The organism is Bacillus sp. NPDC094106 (genome assembly GCF_044764345.1).
GTDB lineage: Bacteria > Bacillota > Bacilli > Bacillales > Bacillaceae_G > Bacillus_A.
Window position 1 is genome coordinate 62903 of sequence record NZ_JBIWHY010000018.1, and the last position, 19564, is coordinate 82466.

At 35.7% G+C, this 19564-nt stretch carries 21 protein-coding genes; 7 read left to right on the forward strand and 14 right to left on the reverse strand.

Translation table 11 applies throughout. From position 1 onward, the window contains the following. Positions 1-51: 51 nt before the first annotated feature. Entirely contained in the window at positions 52-975 is a 924-nt protein-coding gene (cyoE, locus tag ACIQ7L_RS22325) for a heme o synthase (protein WP_400571739.1), read from the reverse strand. A 499-nt stretch (positions 976-1474) separates the two neighbouring features. Here cyoE and ACIQ7L_RS22330 point away from each other — a divergent pair, with 499 nt between their 5' ends. Beyond that, on the forward strand, positions 1475-2422 hold the full coding sequence (locus ACIQ7L_RS22330) for a COX15/CtaA family protein (RefSeq protein WP_400571741.1): 948 nt from the start codon (positions 1475-1477) through the stop codon (positions 2420-2422). Positions 2423-2613: 191 nt separating this feature from the next. Here the strand turns inward: ACIQ7L_RS22330 and pyc are convergent, their stop codons facing one another. From pyc to ACIQ7L_RS22345, 3 genes are all read right to left on the reverse strand, one after another. Further along, complete coding sequence (gene pyc / locus ACIQ7L_RS22335) at positions 2614-6060, reverse strand: pyruvate carboxylase (RefSeq protein WP_400571743.1); 3447 nt, start codon at positions 6058-6060, stop codon at positions 2614-2616. Between the two features lie 396 nt (positions 6061-6456). Then, the gene (locus tag ACIQ7L_RS22340) at positions 6457-7647 is read right to left on the reverse strand and encodes an FtsW/RodA/SpoVE family cell cycle protein (protein WP_400571745.1); all 1191 of its coding nucleotides are present in this window, start codon (positions 7645-7647) and stop codon (positions 6457-6459) included. 123 nt (positions 7648-7770) lie between these two features. Next, the gene (locus ACIQ7L_RS22345; protein WP_400571747.1) at positions 7771-8058 is read right to left on the reverse strand and encodes an Fpa/YlaN family protein; all 288 of its coding nucleotides are present in this window, start codon (positions 8056-8058) and stop codon (positions 7771-7773) included. 148 nt (positions 8059-8206) lie between these two features. On the opposite strand from ACIQ7L_RS22345, the gene ACIQ7L_RS22350 reads away from it, so the two are divergent. Next, positions 8207-8704 (forward strand): molybdopterin-binding protein, encoded by a 498-nt coding sequence (locus tag ACIQ7L_RS22350; protein ID WP_400571749.1) that lies wholly within the window; start codon positions 8207-8209, stop codon positions 8702-8704. A 58-nt stretch (positions 8705-8762) separates the two neighbouring features. Here the strand turns inward: ACIQ7L_RS22350 and ACIQ7L_RS22355 are convergent, their stop codons facing one another. Together ACIQ7L_RS22355 and ACIQ7L_RS22360 are read right to left on the reverse strand one after the other, a co-directional pair. Next, positions 8763-10091, reverse strand: a complete 1329-nt coding sequence (locus tag ACIQ7L_RS22355) for a PhoH family protein (RefSeq protein WP_097895023.1) — start codon at positions 10089-10091, stop codon at positions 8763-8765. 275 nt (positions 10092-10366) lie between these two features. Further along, positions 10367-10822, reverse strand: a complete 456-nt coding sequence (locus ACIQ7L_RS22360) for a pyridoxamine 5'-phosphate oxidase family protein (RefSeq protein WP_400571751.1) — start codon at positions 10820-10822, stop codon at positions 10367-10369. 141 nt (positions 10823-10963) lie between these two features. Between ACIQ7L_RS22360 and ACIQ7L_RS22365 the strand changes: the two genes are divergently transcribed. Next, a complete protein-coding gene (locus tag ACIQ7L_RS22365; protein WP_400571753.1) occupies positions 10964-11164 on the forward strand; it encodes a YlaI family protein in 201 nt (66 codons plus the stop codon). 36 nt (positions 11165-11200) lie between these two features. On the opposite strand, the gene ACIQ7L_RS22370 is transcribed toward ACIQ7L_RS22365, so the two are convergent. From ACIQ7L_RS22370 to typA, 3 genes are all read right to left on the reverse strand, one after another. Further along, the gene (locus ACIQ7L_RS22370) at positions 11201-11476 is read right to left on the reverse strand and encodes a hypothetical protein (protein WP_400571755.1); all 276 of its coding nucleotides are present in this window, start codon (positions 11474-11476) and stop codon (positions 11201-11203) included. Positions 11477-11490: 14 nt separating this feature from the next. Next, a complete protein-coding gene (locus tag ACIQ7L_RS22375) occupies positions 11491-11793 on the reverse strand; it encodes a YlaH-like family protein (RefSeq protein ID WP_097895019.1) in 303 nt (100 codons plus the stop codon). 174 nt (positions 11794-11967) lie between these two features. After that, a complete protein-coding gene (gene typA / locus ACIQ7L_RS22380) occupies positions 11968-13812 on the reverse strand; it encodes a translational GTPase TypA (protein ID WP_097895018.1) in 1845 nt (614 codons plus the stop codon). Positions 13813-13952: 140 nt separating this feature from the next. Between typA and ACIQ7L_RS22385 the strand changes: the two genes are divergently transcribed. Then, a complete protein-coding gene (locus ACIQ7L_RS22385; RefSeq protein WP_400571757.1) occupies positions 13953-14132 on the forward strand; it encodes a DUF5325 family protein in 180 nt (59 codons plus the stop codon). A gap of 43 nt (positions 14133-14175) precedes the next feature. On the opposite strand, the gene ACIQ7L_RS22390 is transcribed toward ACIQ7L_RS22385, so the two are convergent. Then, a complete protein-coding gene (locus tag ACIQ7L_RS22390; protein WP_400571759.1) occupies positions 14176-14967 on the reverse strand; it encodes an inositol monophosphatase family protein in 792 nt (263 codons plus the stop codon). An 89-nt stretch (positions 14968-15056) separates the two neighbouring features. Beyond that, on the reverse strand, positions 15057-15245 hold the full coding sequence (locus ACIQ7L_RS22395) for a hypothetical protein (protein WP_001250169.1): 189 nt from the start codon (positions 15243-15245) through the stop codon (positions 15057-15059). 209 nt (positions 15246-15454) lie between these two features. Between ACIQ7L_RS22395 and ACIQ7L_RS22400 the strand changes: the two genes are divergently transcribed. Continuing rightward, on the forward strand, positions 15455-16081 hold the full coding sequence (locus tag ACIQ7L_RS22400; protein ID WP_400571762.1) for a YktB family protein: 627 nt from the start codon (positions 15455-15457) through the stop codon (positions 16079-16081). A gap of 81 nt (positions 16082-16162) precedes the next feature. Here ACIQ7L_RS22400 and ACIQ7L_RS22405 read toward each other — a convergent pair whose 3' ends face one another. Next, positions 16163-16432: a UPF0223 family protein gene (locus ACIQ7L_RS22405; protein WP_400571764.1), complete on the reverse strand. Its 270-nt coding sequence runs from the start codon at positions 16430-16432 to the stop codon at positions 16163-16165. 407 nt (positions 16433-16839) lie between these two features. Between ACIQ7L_RS22405 and ACIQ7L_RS22410 the strand changes: the two genes are divergently transcribed. Both ACIQ7L_RS22410 and ACIQ7L_RS22415 read left to right on the forward strand, forming a co-directional pair. Further along, a complete protein-coding gene (locus tag ACIQ7L_RS22410; protein WP_483861813.1) occupies positions 16840-18312 on the forward strand; it encodes an aminotransferase class I/II-fold pyridoxal phosphate-dependent enzyme in 1473 nt (490 codons plus the stop codon). A 75-nt stretch (positions 18313-18387) separates the two neighbouring features. Then, positions 18388-19218, forward strand: coding sequence for a protein-glutamine gamma-glutamyltransferase (locus ACIQ7L_RS22415; RefSeq protein ID WP_400571766.1), 831 nt, complete (start codon positions 18388-18390; stop codon positions 19216-19218). Positions 19219-19250: 32 nt separating this feature from the next. On the opposite strand, the gene ACIQ7L_RS22420 is transcribed toward ACIQ7L_RS22415, so the two are convergent. Together ACIQ7L_RS22420 and ACIQ7L_RS22425 are read right to left on the reverse strand one after the other, a co-directional pair. Further along, positions 19251-19382, reverse strand: coding sequence for a GapA-binding peptide SR1P (locus tag ACIQ7L_RS22420; RefSeq protein WP_097895011.1), 132 nt, complete (start codon positions 19380-19382; stop codon positions 19251-19253). Positions 19383-19435: 53 nt separating this feature from the next. Continuing rightward, a partial coding sequence (locus ACIQ7L_RS22425) for a GapA-binding peptide SR1P (RefSeq protein ID WP_400571819.1) occupies positions 19436-19564 on the reverse strand: 129 nt, incomplete at its 5' end.

Here is a 19564-nt window from a genome sequence, read left to right on the forward strand (position 1 = left end):
ATAGTAAGTAAAGTAAATCTCAACATAAAGAAATCCACTCATGTCGTTGTCTTAGAAGAATGTAACTACAATCATTGACACAAATAAGATTGTCAAGTAATTCAGGGAGTAGACAAACATTTGTACGGACCATTTGATGTCATCTTTCTTACGGAAGCCATAGAATCCTAATACGATCCATCCGATGTTAAGCAATGTTGCTATTACCATAAATGTTATACCAAGTCCACTCATATAAAATGGTAATGGTAATAAACATACTGTCCAAATCATGATTTGACGCTTTGTAATATCAAATCCATGAACAACAGGAAGCATTGGGATCCCTGCATTTCGATATTCATCAACACGTTTCATCGCAAGTGCGAGGAAATGTGGGATTTGCCAAATGAACATAATCAAAAATAACATCCAAGCAATTGGATGATCTAAACTAGGATCAATAGCGGCCCAACCAATTAAAGGTGGAACTGCTCCAGATACACTACCTACTACTGTATTTAGTGTATATGTTCGCTTTGTCCATAATGAATATAAAACAACATATGTGAAAGCACCAATGAAACCAATAAATGCTGCCATAGGTGTTGTAAGTAACAAGAATACAAATCCAAGAAGTAATAATGTAATACCTAATGTTAACACAAACCCAGGTTTATATTTTCCAGTTACTGTCGGACGGTTTTTTGTCCGTTCCATTAAGTGATCAATATCTCGATCAATATAGTTATTTAAACTACATGACCCTGCCATAATTAATGCAGAACCGACAATTGTAAAGAACATTTTATCCAAGTGGTCCAAAACATTTAATCCATTAAAATGTACAGCCAACCAAAATCCTGTAAATACAGTTAGCGTATTTGAGTTTACAATCCCCATCTTAACGAGCGCTAATAAATCTTGTACACGTGTTGTTTCCGGTACATTTGTTACAGCTGACTCATCATGCAGCTCACTTGTTGCATGGTTCATCATTTCAACCCCCTCTTAAAACTTTCATCCTTCTTCTGCGTCTTTACTTTATAAAAGTAGTACGCTTCTATATAGCAATATTATTACAGTAGAAATGATGTTAACTCATTCTACTACTAATCTACGCTCATACTCCAATATATTAAATCATATTTCCCGAACATTTTGTGAAGAAAACATGAACTTTTTGTGTCGAACAATAAAAAGTTTCTCCTATTCATTCCTATCATACCATGATGTTACCTTTTATAATAAACTATTTTGTCATATTCAGCATGTATTCCTCACTATTTCTTTTCATAATAGGTGCAATCCTCCCTAAAATATGTAATTTCCATTCCGTTTTTTTCTTTTCGTACACATTTTATTCCCCCTCTTCATTTCTTTGCTATTTTATTATTTTTTATATATCATAGGACTGTAGCACATTTTGTTCTATAAACGTAACGGAATGAAAATATTTCGCAATAACTTCATAGCAGAAAGATGGTGAAAGAGATTGCAACGCTTTATTAAATGGTTAGCAGTCATTACAAGCCTCGACTTATTAGGGGTTTTACTAGGAGGAGCCTTAGTTACAAAAACCGGCTCAGGTCAAGGATGCGGTAAATCATGGCCACTCTGTAATGGTGAATTGATTCCGTCTCATTTATCAATGGAAACAATTATTGAACTAAGTCACCGCTTAACATCAGGATCAGCAGGAATTCTTGTTACACTTCTTTGCATCTTATCCTGGAAATATTATAAGCATGTGCGTGAAACAAAAACGCTTGCTATTTTATCGTTCGTATTTTTAGTTGCACAAGCATTAATGGGAGCAGCTGCGGTTGTTTGGGGACAAATACCTGCTGTATTAGCTATTCACTTTGGCATTTCCCTAATTTCATTTGCTTCTGTCATTTTACTAACGTGTCTTATTTTTGAAATTGACAAGAAATTTGATGCACGATCTCTCATTATGGACAAAAAAATGAAGTTCCATATTTATGGTGTAACAATTTACAGCTATATTGTCGTCTATACAGGGGCTTTAGTACGGCATGAACATGCAAGCTTAGCATGTCCATCCTTTCCGCTTTGTAGTAACAGTAGACCATGGCCTACCCAGTTACACGAATGGATTCAAATGGGGCATAGGTTTGCTGCAACATTAATCTTTGTTTGGATACTATATGCAATGATTCTAGCTATTCGCCAATATAAACAACAACGCGTTGTATATTGGGGATGGATTACTTCATTTATTCTCGTTACACTTCAAGCAGTTGTGGGGATTTTAGTTGTATATACAGGTGCTAGTCTATCAATGTCATTATTACACTCACTATTTATTTCTTGCCTCTTTGCTGTACTATGTTATTTGGTTATGTTAGGCACAAGAAGTACAGCAAATGCTAAAAAAACACAACAATCAACCTCAGCGCAAAATAAACAATCATTTTAATAACTTGCCACTATGGCAAGTTATTATTTTTATCCCGATTGGTGAGGACTAATAATCAGCTGGGAATGAAGCCTCCCACTTATTAAGGTTTCACTTTATTTCTCACCTAACTTCTTTACTTCTGTTAAGTATTATCGTCCGCCAATAGCGAGATAAAAAAAGAGCCGCTTTTTAGCAGCTCTTTTTTATTATTAATGATCTAATTCCATTAATAAATCACCTGTTTGAATGGCATCGCCATCTTTTACATATACTTTCTTCACTTTACCATTGAACGGAGCTTGAACAGTTGTCTCCATTTTCATTGCTTCCGTAATGGCCATGGAATCACCTTTTTTCACTTCATCGCCTTCATTTACAACAACTTTAATAACAGTTCCTGGCATCGTTGCACTAATATGATTTGGATTCTCACGATTTCCTTTCACACGCTGTGCAACAGTCGCTTTAATACTTTCATCTTTCACAACAATTTCACGAGGTTGTCCGTTAAATTCAAAGTAAAGCACACGCGTTCCATCTGGCTGTGATTCTCCAATTGATACTAATTTAACCATCAATGTTTTACCACGCTCAATTTCCACATCAATTTCTTCACCAAGGCTCATGCCATAGAAGAATGTAGGTGTATCGAGCACGGACACATTTCCATAAAGCCCAACAACTTTTTCATAATCCATAAACACTTTTGGATATAATGCATATGCAACTACATCAAAAATTGTTACTTCACGTCCAAGTTTATGGAATAATTCTTCTTTTAAAGCGCTGAAATCTACTGGTTCTAATAATTCACCTGGTCTTACTGTTATTGGTTCTTTCCCTTTTAAAATAATTTTTTGCAATTCTTTCGGGAAGCCACCATATGGTTGTCCAAGATCACCAGAGAACATTTCAATAACAGAACCCGGAAAATCTAAGGAATGTCCACGCTCAAAAATATCTTGTTCTGTAAGGTGATTTTGTACCATAAACAATGCCATATCCCCAACAACTTTTGACGATGGCGTTACTTTTACAATATCACCAAACATATCATTTACACGGCGGTACATCACTTTTACTTCGTCAAAGCGATCTCCTAATCCAACCGCCTTCGCTTGTTGCTGAAGATTACTATATTGACCACCTGGCATTTCATGCATATATATCTCTGTATGAGGAGCATTCATACCACTTTCAAATGGTGCATAGTATTTACGAACATCTTCCCAGTAATGAGAAAGTTGTTCTAATGAATTCACATCAACATCTGGTTGTCTTTCATTTCCACCTAACGCATAGTATAACGTGTTCGCACTTGGCTGTGATGTTAAACCTGCCATTGAGCTTACTGCTACATCGACAATATCAACACCTGCTTCAATTGCTTTCGTGTACATTAAAACACCATTTCCACTTGTATCATGCGTATGAAGGTGAATCGGAATCGATATTGTTTCTTTTAGCGCAGAAACTAGATCGTACGCCGCATTTGGTTTTAATAATCCAGCCATATCTTTAATACCTAAAATATGTGCGCCTGATGCCTCTAATTCTTTCGCTAAGTTTTTATAATAATGTAAGTCATATTTACTGCGCATTGGGTCATGAATATCCCCTGTATAACACATTGTTGCTTCTGCAATCTTACCGCTATCTCTTACAGCATCAATTGCAACTCTCATACCTTCCACCCAGTTTAAGCTATCAAAAATACGGAATACATCAATTCCAGCTTGCGCTGAACATTCCACAAATTTTTGAATTAAATTATCTGGATAGTTTTTATAACCAACTGCATTTGAAGAACGAAGAAGCATTTGGAATAATACATTCGGCATTCTTTCACGAAGTTCTAGTAATCGCTCCCACGGATCCTCTTTTAAGAAACGATACGCAACATCAAATGTAGCACCGCCCCACATCTCAGCCGAGAATAAATTGGGTAACATTCTAGCTGTTGGCTCAGCGATTTGATTTAAATCTTTTGTACGAATACGTGTTGCAAGTAAAGATTGATGTGCATCACGGAATGTTGTATCCGTTAAAAGTACACGTTTTTGATCTTGCACCCATTTAACTAAACCATCCGCACCGCGTTCATTTAGAATTTGTTTCGTTCCGTTTTGAATTGGTTCAAAATGTTGCATATTTGGTATACGTGCATCTGGGAAAATTGGTTTTTCTTTCTTACCTACCCCAGGGAAACCATTTACCGTTACCGTACCAATATAACTTAACATTTTTGTACCGCGGTCTTTACGTTTTGGGAATACGAACAGTTCAGGTGATGCATCAATAAATGATGTATCATATTCTCCTGACAAGAAGTTTTTATGTTTTACCACATTCTCTAAGAATGGAATATTTGTTTTAATACCACGAATACGGAATTCTCTTAAATTACGCTCCATTTTCGCAGCAGCTTGTTCAAATGTAAGTGCCCAAGCTGTCACTTTTACAAGTAAAGAATCATAGTACGGTGTAATAACTGCCCCTTGGAAACTATTACCTGTATCAAGGCGAACCCCAAAACCACCACCGGAGCGATACGCCATAATTTTTCCTGTATCAGGCATGAAATTATTAAGTGGATCTTCTGTTGTTACACGAGATTGAATCGCATAGCCGTGTACAATAATGTCTTCTTGTTGTGGCACACTCACTATCGAACTATGTAAAGCATGTCCATCTGCAATTAAAATTTGTGACTGAACAATATCAATTCCTGTAATCATCTCTGTAATGGTATGTTCTACTTGAACACGTGGGTTTACTTCAATGAAATAAAAGTCATCCCCTTTTACAAGGAATTCTACTGTACCAGCATTCAAATAATTCACATTTTTCGTTAAGTGTACTGCCGCTTCACAAATGCGATGACGAAGGTCGTCTGCAAGCGATACACTAGGTGCAATTTCAACTACTTTTTGATGACGACGTTGTACAGAGCAATCACGCTCATATAAATGTACAACATTTCCTTCTTCATCCGCTAATATTTGTACTTCTATATGTTTAGGTTTTTCGACAAATTTCTCAACATACACTTCATCATTACCAAAAGCCGCTTTCGCTTCTGATTTTGCACGAGTATAGGATTCCTTTAATTCATCACTATTACGTACAATACGCATACCTCGACCGCCACCGCCAAGGGAAGCTTTAATAATTATCGGATAATCATACTTTTCAGCAAATTCTTCAACTTCTTTTAGTGAATTAACAGGTCCATCACTACCAGGGATAACTGGAATATTTGCTAATTGTGCTTGCGTTCTTGCTTTTACTTTATCTCCAAACATATCTAAATGTTTGCTCTTTGGTCCAATAAAGATAATCCCTTCTTCTTCACAACGTCTTGCAAATTGAATATTTTCTGACAAGAAACCATATCCAGGGTGGATTGCATCTACATGATTGCTCTTTGCAATCTCAATGATACCTTCAATATCAAGATAGGCATCGATCGGTTTTTTTCCTTCTCCCACTAAATAAGATTCATCTGCTTTATAACGATGGTAAGAACCGCTATCCTCTTTTGAATAAATTGCAACTGTGCTTAACCCAAGTTCTGAACAAGCTCGGAATACACGAATTGCAATTTCTCCACGGTTAGCTACTAATACTTTTTGAATACGTTGCAGCTTTGTCATGATTTTCCCCCTCTATTTTCCTACCACTCTAGAGATTAAATAAGCACATGTTCTAAAGAGCGTGAAGTTCTTCACTTTCTTTTCAAAATTTCACCTAGAAAGCTTCACTTTATTTTTATTCATCATACCTTATTTTTTATCAAATGATAAGTTTTCTAATCAATTTGTTTCACAGAAATAGTATAGCATACCTCTTCCTTTTCTAACAGACTTATTGTATATCATATTTAAATAAATATGTTACACTTTTGTTTTTTAACCGAAAAAAGTATAACATATTTAAAAATCAATATAATAAAAAGGCTTTGTGTTCGAAAACACAAAGCCTTTTTATCCCGCTATTTGCTAGCAATAATAATCAGCAGAGGATACAGCCCCACTGGTTAAAATTTCACTTTATTTCACGACAACAAGATGTCGTTCACCATGTTCTTTTTTCTGATTTATTCTTTCTTGCTGCTTCTCTTGTTGTTTTACGTAACTAGCTATATTTAACAATATGCCCATTGCAAATAAATTAGCCATTAAAGAACTACCACCATAACTGATAAATGGTAAAGGTACACCAGTAAGAGGTAATAACCCAGACATACCACCAACATTAACCAATGTTTGTACTCCAATCAGACTAGCGATACCAATTGCTATTAAACTTCCAAATGGGTCTTTACACTTTTGAGCAATTCGAAATGAACGAATAATGATGAGTAACAAACAAATTAAAACAATCGCTACACCGATAAAACCAAGTTCTTCAGATATGATTGTCATAATAAAGTCTGTATGTGGTTCAGGTAAATACCCATACTTTTGTATGCTATTTCCAATCCCTCTACCATTTAGTCCTCCTGAAGCAATTCCAATAAAAGAGTTCACTAGCTGAAATCCAGTACCTTGTGGATCGTCAAATGGATTAAAAAACGCTGAAAAACGTGCTTTTTGGTAGGGTTTCAATGCATAGTTAGCAACTAAGTATAAAAGCGGAATCCATACAATTGAGCTTAACAACAGACGCTTTATCCACTTGTTAATCGGAACTCCTGAACAAAGAAACATAATCCCGACAGTGCCTATAATCAACAATACCGTCCCTAAATCATTTTGTTTCAGAATTAAAAATACCACTAACCCTATAAACAAAATTGTGCCTGCTGATCCTTTCCATACTGAAGTATCTGTTTCTTGTCTTCTTGCAAAGAAACGTGCAAGTATGATAATGATAGCTATTTTAACAAATTCCGCCGGCTGTATACCAAACACCCACGCTTGCGCACCATTCGCTGTCGTTCCAAGCAATAGTGCTAAAGATAGCAATCCAATGCTTCCTAGTATCATTAGTAACAAAACAATTCGTTTTCTCCAAACCTGATATGGAATCGTAGCGATCACTCCTAATCCCAATACAGTCCCTATACCTAATGCTACTAATTGCTTACGAAAAAAGTAATCACTCGGCAAATTCAGTTTAGCATACTTTGTAATAGCCAAAATAGAGCTAGCACTGTATACCATTATCACTCCCAGCACACATAAAATAACAAGAGGAAGCAATAATGAATAATCCATTGACTTCCATACTTTTTTCATGCAATATCCTCTTTCTGTTTTCATTTTAAATGTTGTATTCCATATGTATCGAAATTCTTCCTGCTTTATTATACAAATAAAAAGCTCAAACTGAATCAGTTTGAGCCCCCTTATTTGAACCCGTTATTGTTGTTTATTTGTAAATGCTTCATGAAGTGCTGATAACTCCCGTTCAAGCTCTCCTAACATCTCTTTCCCTTGCTCTTCTGTAATAAGATCAAGACGAACCGCAAAGTCAACCTCACGGGATAGTCCAAACATTTGTGTATCCAACACTTCTTCATATAATGGACATTGCGGCATCGTAAGGTGATCCATCTGCACCTTAATAAGTCTTAAAATCTTCTCCGCATCCGCTTGTAGAAGGGCAAGTGCCTTTTCCTGATGATTTGCTACTGTCTCAGACGCCAAATTGATTCCCTCCGTTTCCGTCCTACTCTCCTATCTACTAATATTAGCGATAGTTTTAATAAATTGCAATAGAAACATTTTTTGTGACAACCGTGTCTAATCCTATTATACTGAAAAGTGGGAGCATAATACAAATGGGGGAACAACAATGAGTGAAATTTTGTTTATAAACGGAAAAGTACGCTTTCCAATTACCATCGATCCAAGCGTTTGGATTTTTGATGATCGAAAAGTAGATTTAACAACTTATTTTAATGAAACTAGAGACGAAACATCTGAATTAGAAACTTATCTGAAGCACACTTCTGAACATTGGGACCGTGAGATTCGTGATGGTGCAACTTTCCCACCGATTCAAAAGAGCGTAAAAAAATTCAAAAAAGAACAACTTATTACCGGAACATTCGGTATACCACTTCATCCCTTTTTCAAAAATGCCGAAATTATAGATGGTGCAACACATGTTGAAATTGAAACGCTGCATGATACAATCACATTACCATTAGAAAAAGTCCAAAATGCTATTCTCGGCTTTTCAAAAGACGGGAAACCATTACGAGAGGACGGACCTGTTCACCTTTACTTTGATGACGGTTCTAATAAAAATAATCCGATTCGAAATATCCGTAAATTTACAGTTATTTAAGCAGATGCTTCCTATCTAATAACAGAATAAAAAGGAGTGGGCTTTTACCCACTCCTTTTTATAATAAATCTGCTGCTAATTGTGCTAAATTAGAACGTTCTCCTTTTACAAACTTTACATGCCCACTAATTCTTTGTTCTTTAAACTTCTCTACAACATATGTTAGGCCATTATTATATTCATCTAAATAAGGATGATCAATTTGCTGAGGATCCCCCATTAACACAATCTTACTTTTCTCTCCCACCCTTGTTAATATTGTCTTCACTTCATGTTTCGTTAAATTTTGTGCTTCATCAATAATAATAAATTGATCTGGAATACTCCTTCCTCGTATATACGTAAGTGCCTCGACCTCAATCGAACCCATACCTGCTAAAATAGCATCTAATTCACCAGGCTTTTTGGTATTAAATAAATACTCTAGGTTGTCAAAAATCGGTTGCATCCACGGCCTTAATTTTTCTTCTTTCTCTCCAGGTAAATAACCAATATCTTTTCCAACAGGGACGATAGGTCTTGCGACAAGAAGCTTTTTATACAAACCTAAGTCCTCCGTTTGCATAAGTCCAGAAGCTAGTGCAAGCAACGTTTTACCAGTGCCCGCTTTACCTGTTAAAGTTACAAGCGGAATGTCTTCACGGAGCAATAATTCTAACCCCATAATTTGCTGTACATTTCGCGGACGTATTCCCCAAACTTGCTCATTATGAAAAATGAGTTTTTTTACTTTTTTCCCTAAGTTATCAACGATTCCAAGCGCAGAACTTGATCCCCCTAACGCATCTTTCATTACAATAAACTGATTTGGATAAAACGGGTGATTTGCAATTTCGGATAAAGGAAGCTCTCCTTTTTCATAAAAATAATTCAACTGTTCTTTTGATATGTAGCTTTCTAAAAATCCTGAATATATATTTTCCACTTCAATTACACGATCACTTAAGTAATCTTCGGCTTGTAAGCCTAATGCATCTGCTTTTACTCTTACAAGGACATCTTTACTTACTAAAATAACAGACTTCCCATCTTCTTTATCCTGCTCTTCTAAGGATAAATTTTTTGCGACCGCTAAAATACGATTATCATTTGTTTTTTCTACAAAAATATCTTGCAGTTGAACAAACGAGCGATGATTTAATTCAATACGAAATGTCCCTCCATTTTCCAGAGGAATACTTTCATGTAGCTTTCCAAGTTCACGAAATTTATCTATTAGCTTAGATACATAACGGGCATTTCGTCCAACTTCATCCATATAACGTTTTTTCGAATCAACCTCTTCTAATACAACTGCTGGAATCACTACTTCATTTGTTTCAAAAGAAAAAATAGATAAAGGATCCTGCAAAAGTACATTCGTATCTAACACATAAATTTTATCCAACCTGTTACCCCCTGACTCCACTTTTAAATTTGTAGAACAAGGGTTTCATCCATCACATAATATGGACGAACCATTGTTATAATTATATGTACCGTATAAACGAGGTAGAATCGAAATTCATATAAATTAAAACTTTTCTTCAATCTTTCTGCGTTCTCTCCTATTCAAAAGCACTTCATTATTAACATTTATAATTTACCAGGAAGTAGAAACTGCTAATTTCCTCAATATATACAGAAGAAAAAGAATGAACCACCTCAGTTGTTCATCCACTTTTACAATTCTTTCATCCCTGTTAACACTTGATGATCAAGTTTTTTAGCAGCTCGAATATCGTATGTCTTTTCATATGTTGGTTCTGCAACAAGCCTTGCTCCGTAAAACATAACATCACGGACCTCTTTTACAGCTACTTCTACTACAGTTAACTTAAGGGAAACACCCTCCATTCTATCAGTTAAAATCTTTGCTTCACCGCTAATGGAAAATACGGATTCATTTGCCATTATAGTTAATACAAGTTCTGCATGATGTCTTACATTTTCCACAATACGTGAACGTTGATCCACAGCAAATCGAATACTAGTCTCACTCATTGCATATACCCATGAAATAGCACTGACACTAGGAATATTTTTTTCAAAATCAGTAGTTGCTATTGTAACAATATTCTCCTTACGTAAAGATTGTACTAAGGAATCTGTCAATGTAGGTTCTACCACATTCGCCATATTTCCACCTCCAAATTTTTCTTATCTTTATGATAACTTATTTTTCGAATTGCGAAAATATTATTTTTTTCCTCTACAGTTCAAAAACATCAAACTTACATGATATACTTATAACGATAGAATTTGTATTGAGGTGACGAAATGAGAGTCAAATGCATGATTTGTGATAAAAAAGATGAGCTAGATGACGAAAACCCTATGGCCAAAAAGCTTCGTAACCGTCCAATTCATACATATATGTGCATGGAATGTACAGAGCGTATTACAGAACGTACAATGGAACGCCATGCAAGCGGCAAGTTTCATTTATATCGTGATAAAACAGTAGAAGATGAATGGTAACCTGTAAAATAAGTCCTTAGTCATTTAGATGAGGACTTATTTATATTTTTCTGGTTCTCGGTTCATCTGCTCTAAAAAACAATCAATCAATTCTAATGGAAATCTTGCAGACCGTATTTCTCCATCTTTTTCGTATGTAATTACATACATCTCCTCGTCCTTTTCAACCGTTATATTCTTTAATTGATAGTCCTCATATAGCATGTTATGAAATAATTCATATGTTTCTTGGGCAGCCACATCATGCGGGCGTGCTTCCATAACCGTTTTAATTGTTAACCAATTATATAGCGCATCTTGTACGGAACGCATGAAAACTTCCCCCTTTAACTTGCTTTCTGTTGCCTCGCTTGACGTAAGCGTAATCTATACATACCGAGCACAATTGCAGCCACAACAAGCCCCTCCCCAACTGGTAAAAAAACCGCAAAGAAAGTTAAAACAGTACACCCGATTGCTAAAGACACATAAATTACAATATTTTTTAGTAAAGATAACTTCCGAGCAAATCCTAAATTATATACGAGCGCACTTAATATGATGATTGTACCGTAAAGCAACCACATCCCCACTTCTGGATTGACATCTACATTGTACAACTTCGCAAAAAATGACATTTTTTCAAGCACTACACTTCTCCCCCTTACTCACGCAGATGAATAACAACTCCTTCTATTTCATTTTCAATGTACTTACTATAAGAGTACCCTGCAAAAAAAGTACTGTCCACACAAAAGAGCAAATTTTCAAAAAATATTTACAATAAAAAAGCTGCCTTTTATCAAAAGGCAGCCCTACATTACTTAAGCTTCGACAGATTTCTTTTTCTTAGCAGCTCTTTCGCGCTCACTCTTATCAAGAATCTTTTTACGAAGACGAATTGATTCTGGAGTTACTTCACAGAACTCATCATCGTTTAAGTACTCTAATGACTCTTCTAAAGTCATTAAGCGTGGTTTTTTCATTGTTGAAGTTTGATCTTTCGTCGCAGAACGAATGTTAGTTTGTTGTTTCATTTTTACAACGTTAACTGTTAAATCATTCTCACGTGTATGTTCTCCAACAATCATACCAGCATATACTTCTGTACCTGGTTCAACGAAGATTACACCGCGATCTTCAACTTGCATAATACCGTATTGTGATGCTTTTCCTGTTTCAAGTGAAACAAGAACACCTTGGCGACGTCCACCAACTTGTCCAGCATGTACTGGTTGGTAGCAATCGAATGTATGGTTTAAAATACCATAACCACGAGTTAATGTTAGGAATTCTGTCGTGTAACCAATTAAACCACGTGCTGGAACCATGAAAGTAAGGCGAACTTGACCGTTTCCGTTATTCACCATGTCTAACATTTCACCTTTACGTGCACCCATTGATTCCATAATAGAACCAGTGTATTCTTCAGGCACATCGATTTGTACGCGCTCTACAGGCTCACATCTTACGCCATCAACCTCTTTAATAATTACTTCAGGCTTAGATACTTGAAGTTCATAACCTTCACGACGCATGTTTTCAATTAAGATAGATAAGTGTAACTCTCCACGTCCAGATACAATCCATGCATCAGGAGATTCTGTATTATCTACACGTAAGCTCACATCTGTTTCTAATTGTGAACGAAGACGCTCTTCAATTTTACGAGATGTAATATATTTACCTTCACGACCTGCAAATGGGCTGTTATTTACAAGGAATGTCATTTGTAGTGTCGGCTCATCAATACGTAATAACGGTAATGCCTCTTGATGTTCAACTGGACATACCGTTTCACCAACGTTAATGTCTTCCATACCAGAAACAGCTACTAGGTCTCCAGCTTTTGCTTCTTCAATTTCTTGACGTTTTAATCCCATGTAACCAAATAATTTTGTTACACGGAATTGCTTTACACTTCCATCAACCTTCATTAGTGCAACTTGTTGTCCTACTTTCATTGTACCGCGGAATACACGACCAACTCCGATACGACCTACATAATCATTATAATCAAGAAGTGCTACTTGGAATTGAAGTGGCTCTTCACTGTTATCAATTGGTGCTGGAATATGATCAACAATTGTATCAAATAATGATTTCATATTCTCTTCTTGGTTTGCTGGATTTGAATCTAAGCTCGCTGTTCCGTTCATTGCTGAAGCAAATACAACTGGGAACTCTAATTGATCTTCGTTTGCACCAAGTTCAATGAATAAATCGATTACTTCATCAACTACTTCATCAGGGCGAGCAAAGTCACGGTCAATTTTGTTTACTACAACGATTGGAGTTAAATTTTGCTCAAGAGCTTTCTTTAAAACAAATCGTGTTTGTGGCATACAACCTTCATATGCATCAACAACAAGTAAAACACCATCTACCATTTTCATGATACGTTCTACTTCTCCACCGAAGTCAGCGTGACCAGGTGTATCTAAAATGTTAATTCGTTTATCTTCATAGTGAATCGCAGTATTTTTCGCTAAAATCGTAATACCGCGCTCTCTTTCTAGATCATTTGAATCCATCGCGCGTTCTTCAACGTGTTCATTCGCACGGAACGTCCCCGCTTGACGTAATAATTGGTCAACAAGTGTTGTTTTACCATGGTCAACGTGGGCAATAATTGCTATATTTCGTAAATCTTGTCGTTTTTTCAACATGTCCAACTCCTAGTGTCTTTTTAATCCTTCTCTATTATAAGAGCGAAGGGGATACAATGGCAATCAAAATAAAATCAAGAATGAAAATATAGTTGTATTCTTACTTTTGTGAAAGTAAAATGAGATTGGAGGGTGAAGATATGGAACACATTCAATATCGCTTTTTATTAATAGCTATTATCGGTGTTATTTTCTTAATTGGCATTGGAATTATGATTGCTGAAAATAGTCGCATCGGTGTTATTATTTGCATTATCGGAACATTTGTTACAGTTGGATACGGATTTGTAACAAAACGAAAAATGCGTAAATCACAGTAACAGTAAAAAGTAAGAAGCTTTTCGTAGCCTCTTACTTTTTTTGTTACTGTGATACAAATGGTAATAACTCTTCATATACTCCCGGCTTCGCAACTAATACACTACTTTTTTCTACAATAGAAAGTGCTTTACCAGCAAATGTCGTCACTTTGCCATCAACTTCTTCTACAATGATTAGCCCTCCGCCAAAATCCCAAGGAGATAATCGCGGCGTCACGTAAGCATCTAATCTCCCTGTTGCAACATATACCATTTCTAGTGCTGCGCAACCATATGAGCGTGTTCCTCGTGCTTTTTTTACGAGCTTCATCATTTTTTCCATATTAAGTAATGGATTATCAGTAAGCCACGTAGCATTTAAAGCAATAATCCCGTTTTCTACTATACCTTTCTCTAAAGTAGGAATGGATATACCGTTACAAAATGCTCCTTCCCCCTTTATAGCATGATACAGTTCATCATGAACCGGATCATAGATGAGGCCGATTTTTCCGATACCGTTCTCATAAATGCCAATCGAAATTGCGAAATTTCTTTTTTGATGAACAAAATTCATCGTACCATCAATTGGATCAATTAACCAAACAACCCCATTCGGAGAAGTGATTTTGTCTCCATATCCTTCTTCTCCTAAAATATAATGATCCGGGAATGTTTCTTTAATTTTCCCAATTAAAAACTGTTCTATTTCTCGGTCCATATTTGTTACTAGATCAGTGACATTTGACTTCGTTTCTACAATAAGTGATTTTTTCAACGATGCCATTAAACGTTCCCCAGCTTCTCGAATCCACTGTTTTGCATGTATATCGATTTCTTTCCATACCTCTTGCATATTTTAAACACCTCGATCTATACTGTTCACAGAAAAAACGAACCCTTTATAAGGTTCGCACCAACTAAATTTTTATACATATACTATTATTACGCTTCTAAACGAATCATTTCAAGTCTTAGCACTTCTAATTTTTGTACGCACTCTTCTTTTTTCTGATTATCATTCTCCATCATAGCATCATATAAAGTCGCTAATTCATAATCTAATTCCAATCTTAATACCGGAATTCTCTTTTCAGCATCTGTTCTCTTTAACGCATTAATCACCTGTCTCATTTTTATTTGCCTCCTCCCAATATTCGTTTGCCCTCGGACTAGAATTAACTTAATTTTCTGATTTTTTGTTTTATACTATACTATGTTGGATAAATCATCTATGCAACAAAATTATATTTTTTTACTGAAATTTTTTTGTGCTGTTTTTTTTATGAATCGTACAAGCTATGCTAAAATAAAAAAACAAACTAGGAGTTGGAGGAACTGTCATGACATTACAAACATTTAAATCAACTGACTTTGCTGTTTTTTCTGTTGATGGTCTTGAAGAACGAATGAATGCTATTAAAACAAATATTCATCCAAAATTAGAAGCTTTAGGCGAACAATTTTCCCATTATTTATCCGAGCAAACTGGGGAAACTTTTTTCTACCATGTAGCGAAACACGCACGCCGCAAAGTCAATCCACCAAACGATACTTGGGTTGCTTTTTCAACAAATAAACGCGGGTATAAGATGTTACCACATTTTCAAATTGGCTTATGGGGTACCCATGCCTTCATATACTTTGGTTTAATCTATGAGTGTCCGCAAAAAGTGGAAGCGGCTCATGCCTTCTTAGAACATTTAAATGATTTAAAAACAAATATACCAAATGACTTCGTTTGGTCCATTGACCATACTAAACCAAGTGTAAAATCACATAACATATTAGAATCGAAAGATTTACAAAAAATGATCGAACGCTTAGCCACTGTAAAGAAAGCAGAGCTATTAGTCGGTATTCATATCTCGCCAGAAGAATTTCCAGAAATGACCAATGAACAATTTCTTGCCAAGGTTGAATCTACGATGCAATCACTCCTTCCTTTATATAAAATTTGTAATCGATAGTAGAAAACGGACAATATATATTGTCCGTTTTTAGTTGTTATCACATTATAGCACTTCATTTTTTATTTTTCAAAATCTTTTTTATATTTTAACAATCTTTTGTTCTTCTACTTCTTTCGCTTTTTGCATGGCACGATATATAGAATATCCACTTACCTCTTGAAACTCTTTATCAATTTTCTTCTCTTCCGCTTTCGATGGAACAATCTCTTTAAACCTACGATACAATCCCATCAATTCTTCTCTAACAATTCCTTTTTCATATACCTTTTCAATCGCCTCATAAAATTTCACAATCGCAATCATTTCCTCGTTCGACCAATCATGATCAAGTGGATATTGATATTCCATTCTTACACCTCATCTATCTTTTGTTGTTTTGTTATTATGCTACCTTAAAGATTACAATTTCATCCTTTGGTATAGCCACTTTGCATTATACACTATTTCTCTTTTTTTATGGAATTGTCTTCCTCTATGAGAAAAGTGAAAAATAAAATTGAATGACTAGAAATCATACATACGCTAAAAATGATATTTTTCTATACATCTATAATTATTGGTGATATAATGCTTTTGTTTTATAGAAAATAAAGTGAGACTTCCATTTCAAAAGACTTTTTTATGAATGGTAAGTAAAACGAATCTAGTTCTTAGAGATGGTTATATAACTATACAAGGGAAGATAACTTTCTTATTGAACAAGATGTCATAAAACAAAGCATAATAAATATTTCAAAGAAGAAGGGGTGTATAGATTGTCCCAATACAAAACACCATTGTTTACCGCTTTAGTAGAGCACAGTAAGCGAAATCCTATTCAATTCCATATTCCAGGTCATAAAAAAGGACAGGGAATGGATCCTGTATTTCGCGAATTTATTGGGCATAATGCATTAGCAATTGATTTAATTAACATTGCGCCGCTTGATGATTTACATCATCCAAAAGGTATGATTAAAGAAGCACAGGATTTAGCAGCTACTGCGTTCGGTGCAGATCATACTTTCTTTTCAGTTCAAGGTACAAGCGGAGCAATTATGACAATGGTGATGAGTGTTTGTGGCCCAGGAGATAAAATTCTCGTACCGCGAAACGTTCATAAATCTGTAATGTCAGCCATTATTTTCTCAGGTGCAAAACCAATTTTCATTCATCCTGAAATCGATCCGAAACTCGGTATTTCACACGGGATTACGATTCAGTCCGTAAAAAAAGCACTTGAGGAACACTCAGATGCAAAAGGATTACTCGTTATTAATCCAACATATTTTGGATTCGCCGCAGACCTGCAGCAAATTGTAGAATTAGCTCATTCCTACGAAATACCTGTATTAGTTGATGAAGCTCACGGTGTCCACATCCATTTTCATGATGAATTACCGATGTCAGCTATGCAAGCGGGTGCAGATATGGCAGCGACAAGTGTTCATAAGCTAGGCGGATCATTAACACAAAGCTCTATTTTAAATGTAAAAGAAGGCCTCGTGAATGTAAAACATGTCCAATCGATTATTAGTATGCTTACAACTACATCGACTTCTTACATTTTGCTAGCTTCCCTTGATGTTGCGAGAAAAAGACTTGCAACTGAAGGAAAGGCATTAATAACAAAAACAATACAGCTAGCTGAGCATGTTCGTGACGCCATAAACGATATTGAACATCTTGATTGTCCCGGAAAAGAAATGTTAGGTACAGATGCCACGTTTAGCTATGATCCAACAAAGCTAATTGTGTCTGTAAAGGACTTAGGAATTACAGGTCATGAAGCAGAAGTATGGTTAAGAGAACATTACAATATTGAAGTTGAGCTCTCAGACTTATATAACATTCTATGTCTTGTTACATTAGGCGATACAGAAGATGAAACAAACATTCTTATTAGAGCCTTACAAGAAATGGCAACGACATTTAAACATAGAGCCGACAAAGGTGTTCAAGTACAAGTTGAAATTCCAGAAATCCCTGTACTTGCTCTCTCTCCTCGAGATGCCTTTTATTCAGAAACAGAGGTTATCTCGTTCGAAAATGCTGCTGGCCGCATTATAGCTGATTTTGTTATGGTTTATCCACCAGGGATTCCAATCTTTACTCCGGGTGAAATTATTACACAAGAAAACTTAGATTATATTCATAAAAATTTAGAAGCTGGTCTACCAGTACAAGGTCCCGAAGATATGACGTTACAAACATTACGTGTTATTAAAGAATACAAGCCTATCAGTTGATAGGCTTTTTTTTCACCATTTTTTTGTTTATTCATACGATACTAGAGAATGTAACGTATAGGTGGGGATACCATTATGATTGTGATTGGTCGCTCTATTGTACATCCTTATATCACAAATGAAAACGAACCGTTCGCTACTGAGAAACAACAAATTTTAGCCATTATGACTGGAAATCAAGAAGTATACTCCTTCCGAACAGCTGATGAACTTAGCTTTGATCTAAATTTACGAATTAACATTATTACTGCTGCATTAGAACTTTTTCAAAGTGGATTTCAGTTTCGAACATTTCAGCAATCCTTTTGCAATCCTGAGTTTTGGCAAAGGACATCACTGGGAGGATTTCAATTACGCCCTGGCGTACCATCTTCCGTCGCGATACGAGATATTTTTAAAAATGGAAAAATGTATGGCACAGAGTGTGCAACAGCAATGATTATTATTTTTTATAAAGCGCTATTAGCATTATATGATGAAGAAACGTTCAGCCATCTATTTGCAAACCTCTTACTCTATACATGGGATTATGATCATGACCTAAAATTAATAACAAAAACAGGTGGCGATATCGTTCCTGGTGACCTTGTTTATTTTAAAAATCCACAAGTGAATCCAGCTTCGATTGAATGGCAAGGAGAAAATACAATTTATTTAGGGAATTACTTTTATTATGGTCACGGTGTGGGCGTAAAAACAAAAGAACAAATTATTTATCTATTAAATGACCGAAGAATTCCATATGCCTTTATTTCAGCATACTTAACTGATTTTATTACACGTATAGATAGCCGCCTCATGAGCCAACATGCTTCTGCTAACAATCTACAAACAACGCTAGGATTTATCCCTATTAGAGATGATGCAATCGTTGCAACAATTGGTCACACAACTACTATCTACTAAAAAACGCCTGCATCTGCAGGCGTTTTACTCTATTACTGGGCTTTTGTATGCTCCTTGTGATTACATTCGCAATGAGATCCACATTTCCCGTAAAGTACTGTTGTTTTTTCATCTTCAAAGTGTGCAATTGTTCCTTCACAAACTTGACATACGATTGTTCCCATTTTCTATTTCCCCCTAAATTTATACTTCCTAGACCTTTATACGCCTCTATATATTATCGGGCCGTTGTATGCTCCTTGTGATCACATTCGCAATGAGATCCACATTTCCCGTAAAGTACTGTTGTTTTTTCATCTTCAAAGTGTGCAATTGTTCCTTCACAAACTTGACATACGATTGTTAC

Coding starts and splice junctions, on each gene's coding strand:
- ACIQ7L_RS22365 (WP_400571753.1), top strand. CDS start 10,964: ATGAGAGTCAAATGCATGATTTGTGATAAAAAAGATGAGCTAGATGAC.
- ACIQ7L_RS22400 (WP_400571762.1), top strand. CDS start 15,455: ATGACATTACAAACATTTAAATCAACTGACTTTGCTGTTTTTTCTGTT.
- pyc (WP_400571743.1), bottom strand. CDS start 6,060: ATGACAAAGCTGCAACGTATTCAAAAAGTATTAGTAGCTAACCGTGGA.
- ACIQ7L_RS22390 (WP_400571759.1), bottom strand. CDS start 14,967: ATGCAAGAGGTATGGAAAGAAATCGATATACATGCAAAACAGTGGATT.
- ACIQ7L_RS22420 (WP_097895011.1), bottom strand. CDS start 19,382: ATGGGAACAATCGTATGTCAAGTTTGTGAAGGAACAATTGCACACTTT.
- ACIQ7L_RS22415 (WP_400571766.1), top strand. CDS start 18,388: ATGATTGTGATTGGTCGCTCTATTGTACATCCTTATATCACAAATGAA.
- ACIQ7L_RS22360 (WP_400571751.1), bottom strand. CDS start 10,822: ATGGCGAATGTGGTAGAACCTACATTGACAGATTCCTTAGTACAATCT.
- ACIQ7L_RS22350 (WP_400571749.1), top strand. CDS start 8,207: ATGAGTGAAATTTTGTTTATAAACGGAAAAGTACGCTTTCCAATTACC.
- ACIQ7L_RS22370 (WP_400571755.1), bottom strand. CDS start 11,476: ATGCGTTCCGTACAAGATGCGCTATATAATTGGTTAACAATTAAAACG.
- ACIQ7L_RS22340 (WP_400571745.1), bottom strand. CDS start 7,647: ATGAAAAAAGTATGGAAGTCAATGGATTATTCATTATTGCTTCCTCTT.
- ACIQ7L_RS22385 (WP_400571757.1), top strand. CDS start 13,953: ATGGAACACATTCAATATCGCTTTTTATTAATAGCTATTATCGGTGTT.
- cyoE (WP_400571739.1), bottom strand. CDS start 975: ATGAACCATGCAACAAGTGAGCTGCATGATGAGTCAGCTGTAACAAAT.
- ACIQ7L_RS22405 (WP_400571764.1), bottom strand. CDS start 16,432: ATGGAATATCAATATCCACTTGATCATGATTGGTCGAACGAGGAAATG.
- ACIQ7L_RS22395 (WP_001250169.1), bottom strand. CDS start 15,245: ATGAGACAGGTGATTAATGCGTTAAAGAGAACAGATGCTGAAAAGAGA.
- typA (WP_097895018.1), bottom strand. CDS start 13,812: ATGTTGAAAAAACGACAAGATTTACGAAATATAGCAATTATTGCCCAC.